This window comes from Serratia sp. T13T92 (assembly GCF_047530105.1).
In the GTDB taxonomy this organism is placed as follows: domain Bacteria; phylum Pseudomonadota; class Gammaproteobacteria; order Enterobacterales; family Enterobacteriaceae; genus Chania; species Chania fonticola.
This window is the reverse complement of record NZ_JBLJAK010000090.1, coordinates 1-4,783: the sequence shown is the minus strand read 5'-3', so window position 1 is coordinate 4,783 and position 4,783 is coordinate 1. Positions and strand designations below refer to the sequence as shown.

The 4,783-nt window shown below is 50.4% G+C and carries 3 protein-coding genes and 3 pseudogenes; 5 read left to right on the top strand and 1 reads right to left on the bottom strand.

Annotated elements, in window-relative coordinates:
- Positions 1-532 precede the first annotated feature (532 nt).
- Positions 533-781 (top strand): type II toxin-antitoxin system Phd/YefM family antitoxin, encoded by a 249-nt coding sequence (locus ACMV5I_RS29100; protein WP_414825929.1) that lies wholly within the window; start codon positions 533-535, stop codon positions 779-781.
- Positions 771-1,055, top strand: coding sequence for a type II toxin-antitoxin system RelE family toxin (locus tag ACMV5I_RS29095; RefSeq protein WP_186486689.1), 285 nt, complete (start codon positions 771-773; stop codon positions 1,053-1,055). Before ACMV5I_RS29100 ends, ACMV5I_RS29095 begins: the two co-directional genes overlap by 11 nt.
- A gap of 174 nt (positions 1,056-1,229) precedes the next feature.
- On the opposite strand, the gene ACMV5I_RS29090 is transcribed toward ACMV5I_RS29095, so the two are convergent.
- The gene (locus tag ACMV5I_RS29090; protein ID WP_414825928.1) at positions 1,230-2,453 is read right to left on the bottom strand and encodes an IS91 family transposase; all 1,224 of its coding nucleotides are present in this window, start codon (positions 2,451-2,453) and stop codon (positions 1,230-1,232) included.
- 787 nt (positions 2,454-3,240) lie between these two features.
- Here ACMV5I_RS29090 and ACMV5I_RS29085 point away from each other — a divergent pair.
- From ACMV5I_RS29085 to ACMV5I_RS29075, 3 pseudogenes are all read left to right on the top strand, one after another.
- Positions 3,241-3,402 (top strand): annotated as a pseudogene (locus ACMV5I_RS29085) (IS1 family transposase); the annotation flags it as partial.
- A gap of 101 nt (positions 3,403-3,503) precedes the next feature.
- Positions 3,504-4,697 (top strand): annotated as a pseudogene (gene istA, locus ACMV5I_RS29080) (IS21 family transposase).
- Positions 4,639-4,783: pseudogene (locus ACMV5I_RS29075) on the top strand (transposase); the annotation flags it as partial. The pseudogenes istA and ACMV5I_RS29075, both read left to right, overlap by 59 nt.

Below are 4,783 nucleotides of genomic sequence, written 5' to 3'. Positions count from 1 at the left end.
GTGCTAATTTATGCGGATATCAGCGCGGGGGCGATCAGGCGGCACCGACGTTGATGTGAGGTAGGGGGCTTAAAGACGGTTGAGGCAGCAACGCTGCCGTGCTCGCCCCGAAGGGGCGCTACGTTCTACATGCAGAGTCATCGCTCTTGGCAACCGTTCAATGTTAATGCTGGCGTGAAAGGTGAAGTGGAGGGCCTTAGCTGCTAATCAAGATTTTCACCATTAAGGGCGAGGACAAGCTCACTCCACTTCATGTGATGGTAGCTAACCACCACATGCTTATTACATACAAGGGCGAGGGATGGGATAGGTGAAACCTATCAGAACTGGGCGGCTGCGCCGCGCGACCGGCGACTCTTATCATCTGAGTTCTTTATGGCCATGTTTGTCGCCTTCATGCGCTAACGCGCATTGAACCCAAAACTTTCGATTTCAGAGAGCATAAAATGTCGCTGACACTAGTTTTTCAAAGCGTCTTTAAAGATGCTTTTAAATGACCTATAATTTAAACTCTTACAGAGGAGATAATATTATGGCATTTCAGGTTTTGACCACTACGGCCGCCAGCATTACTGAACTTAAGCGCGACCCTATGGGAACTTTCCACGCAGGGGATGGAGCTCCGGTAGCGATCCTAAATCGTAATGAACCCGCATTTTATTGTGTGCCGCCAGCACTTTATGCACAATTTATGGAGCTTCTGGAAGATGAAGAACTGGGGCGTATTGTTGATGAGCGAGGTGGTGAGGCAGTCATTGAGGTCAATATAGATGACTTATAAACTTGCCTTTAATGAGTCAGCTTTGAAGGAGTGGAAGAAGCTGGGGCATACCCTGCAGGAACAATTCAAAAAGAAGCTCAGGGAGCGTCTGGAAAATCCACGGGTTCCGGCGTCACAACTACATGGACGTAAGGACCAGTATAAAATCAAGCTTCGCGGAGCCGGTTACCGACTGGTTTACCGGGTTGAAGATGATATTGTAACTGTCACTGTTATCGGCGTTGGTAAGCGCGAAAACGATGATATTTACAATGTAACCCAGCATCGTAATTAATGAAACCGTCACCCGAACAGCATCCAGTTGTTCATGGTTAGGAGTTTGGATCGTTTCTTTTGAGAGCGCCTAGCCATGAACGTAGCGCGCCGTATCCCCCTGATGGTGCAGCATCGCGATGAGTTATACGTAAAAACGCCGGTTTTGCTGTGTTTTTAATCTAAAAACCATTTTTCAGGCGCACTTATCCAGAGCCGGGGTCTGAAGCCATCGTTTTTTTGCCATCAGATGTAACCTGTCTGACAGTAATTCCGTCGCATGCCTGCCCGCCTCTGCACTGGAAAATCGCAGCCGATCGCCGCACAGGATGCATTGGTACGGGTCTGTGCCCAGGAAGCCTTTCATCAACACCGCGAACCCGGGGCGTCTGGGCTTATCCCGTACCGTCATCGACAGCGCTTCGTAGACCTTCGGCAACAGTTGGCCCCGTTTGCGGTTGGCCAAAAAGCCGTAGTACCGCACCATTTTAAAATGCCGCGCCGGAATATGGCTGATATAGCGTTGTAGCATCTCTTCCTGGGTTAGCTTCTGGCGTTTGTGTTGCTGCGTGTTGTGGTCGTAGTACTGATGAACGATCGAGCCACCGCGGTAATGGCGCAACTGCGAGGCTGCCACCGGTGGTCGTTTCAGGTAACGGCCGAGGTATTTCACGCTGCGCCAGGCACCCCGGGTCTTTTTGGCGAAGTGGATTTTCCAGGCGCGGCGATACTGGGCATGCAGGTAGCGGCGCCACCGGTCCTCATTAAGGATATGGCCGAGGCCCGGCAGGTCACCGGGGTTGATGTGCGTATAGTTGTCACGTAGCAGGTAAATGACGGCGTTACGCCAGATTTGTTCTACGTCTTTCTTTTTAAAGAAAAGCTGTCGCCAGGTGTTGTGTTTGACGTCGAGGCCGCCACGGGTGACGGAGACGTGGATATGCGGGTGCTGATTGAGCTGCCGGCCATAGGTGTGGAGTGCACAAAAGATGCCGACCTCGATACCCTGCCGGCGGACCCAGCTGAGCATGGCACGGGTGGCACAGCGAAACAGGTCGTTGAGCAGGGGCCAGTTGTTGTTGAAAAACGGCCACAGCAGGTGGGGCATGGTAAACGTGATGTGTTGCCAGTCGCAGTCGGGCAGGATGTGCTGCTGCTCGGCAATCCACTGCTCGGTGGCCTTGAAGCCGCAACTGCTGCAGGCCTTGGACTTGCAGCTCTGGCAGAAGAAGCGCGAGTGTGTGCAGTTCGGCGAGGCACAGCAATAACGGCGAACACCCATGAGGCAGGTGCCGCAGGCGAGCATGCGCTCGACGGCGAGTTTGGTCCAGTCGCTGAGGGTGTCGCCATGTTTGTCGAGGTACCGGCTCCAGCCGTCGTCATGCAGGAACAGCAGCTTTGTGGGTCGCGGAATGTACATGGTGCAGAGTATAGAGGGTGGCAGGTAATGGGAAAAGGGCCTCTGCGTCAGCGTGCTCACGTCGCAGGCGTGCTAATTTATGCGGGTATCAGTGCGGGGCGAGATCGCGAGGGGCTGGACACGATCAGCCTGCCCCGACGTTGATGTGAGGCTGGGTCTTAAAGACGGTTGAGGCAGCAACGCTACCGTGCTCGCCCCGCAGGGGCGCTACGTTCGATTTATTCGACAAAGCCCCGCAGAACAATTCTATTTGCTAGCATTTCATTGGGGAATAATTACCGCTGCTTGCTTTTTCCTACGGTGCAGCCATGAAATATCATAAATACAAATATTAAAAGTTCATTATATTGATTGGGTGAATGTTGTGTTTGTTTTTTATCGAAATTTATATCCAAATTTTTATTTGAATATGTTTTTATTGGTTTATTATTTTTTTATTAATGTAATTACAGTGCATTGTTCTATTTTACTCGTTTTTTGTTTTAATGTTGAATTATAACAAAGGTTACTATATGTGGTTTAGTCAGTTAGTTGTATTAATGTATGTTTTTTGTTGCAAAGGGAGTTGTTTAATATGCTTATGATAATCATCGCGTTGTTAATTATTTACGTGTCAATTGCATTTGAAGTCGATAGAAGAAAAAGATATAAATTGCCCACTGGCTCTTGCAGAAAAAAAAGGCGAAGGTTAATTGATAATATAAAGTTTTTTTTAAAAGTGATCTCTTTTACAACCTAACTGGCATTGCAGTTGATAGTAAGATGATATTATATAAAACCGAGTGGCGGTGTTCGCGATATAGTAAGGGCGCTGAAAATCGACGTTAACACCGTCATTCATACTTTAAAAAAATCGCGCAGCGATTTCCGGTTGCTCATGCTGACCTAGCACTTATTTGCGAACTCGATGAGCAAATGGAGCGTTGTCGGCAGTAAATCCCGGCAGCATTGTTAGCGCCAGTGATATAAGACGGTAATTCACCATTAGTATTGTCCGCTCCACCCAACATGTTGTTTCCTTGAGGCTCTCACACCAGAAAGGACATCAACATGCTGAGCAGAGAGGGCTTTTACATGATAAAGCAAATGCGCCAGCAGGGTGCGTATATTGTCGATATTGCGACTCAGGTGGGTTGCTCTGAACGAACTGTCAGACGCTACCTCAAATACCCTGAGCCGCCAGCCAGAAAGACTCGCCACAAAATGGTTAAGCTGAAACCGTTTATGGACTATATCGACATGCGCCTGGCAGAGAATGTCTGGAATAGCGAGGTCATCCTCGCGGAAATTAAGGCAATGGGCTATACCGGCGGGCGTTCCATGCTGCGTTACTACATCCAGCCAAAACGTAAAATGCGACCATCAAAAAGAACTGTTCGCTTCGAAACCCAGCCGAGATATCAGCTCCAGCACGACTGGGGCGAAGTCGAGCTAGAGGTTGCCGGGCAACGGTGTAAGGTTAACTTCGCGATTAATACGCTGGGGTTCTCCCGACGCTTCCATGTCTTCGCCGCGCCAAAACAGGATGCTGAACACACCTATGAGTCGCTGGTCCGTGCCTTCCGCTACTTCGGTGGCAGTGTGAAAACTGTGCTGGCTGATAACCAGAAGGCAGTAGTGCTGAAAAATAACAACGGAAAAGTGGTGTTCAACTCCGGGTTCCTCTTGCTGGCCGATCACTATGACTTCCTGTCACGGGCCTAACGCCCGCGCAGGGCCACAACCAAAGGTAAGGTGGAGCGGATGGTGAAATATCTTAAGGATAACTTCTTCGTCCGGTACCGCAGGTTCGACAGCTTCACCCATGTTAACCAACAGCTGGAGCAATGGATGGCGGATGTTGCTGATAAACGCGAGCTTCGCCAGTTCAGACAAACACCGGAACAGCGCTTCGCGCTGGAACAGGAGCATCTGCAGCCGTTGCCGGATACGGACTTCGATACCAGCTACTTCGACATCCGCCATGTGTCCTGGGACAGCTATATCGAGGTTGGCGGCAATCGTTACAGTGTTCCCGAGACACTGTGCGGGCAACCCGTCTCGATACGTATATCGCTGGATGACGAACTGCGGATCTACAGTAATGAGTAGCAGGTGGCCTCACATCGACTCTGTTCAGCATCGTCTGGCTGGCAGACTGTGCCGGAGCACCACGCCCCGCTCTGGCAGCAGGTCAGCATGGTAGATACTGATGCTCAAACGCGTTTTTCGCCTCACGCTGCGCGCCGCACAGGGATTTATTGACTCCATTTTTACCCTGATGAAACTCCCGCTCAGGTGCCCGGATTACTCCTGCGTCAGCAGGCGGGCTAAGTCCGTCAACATCCCGT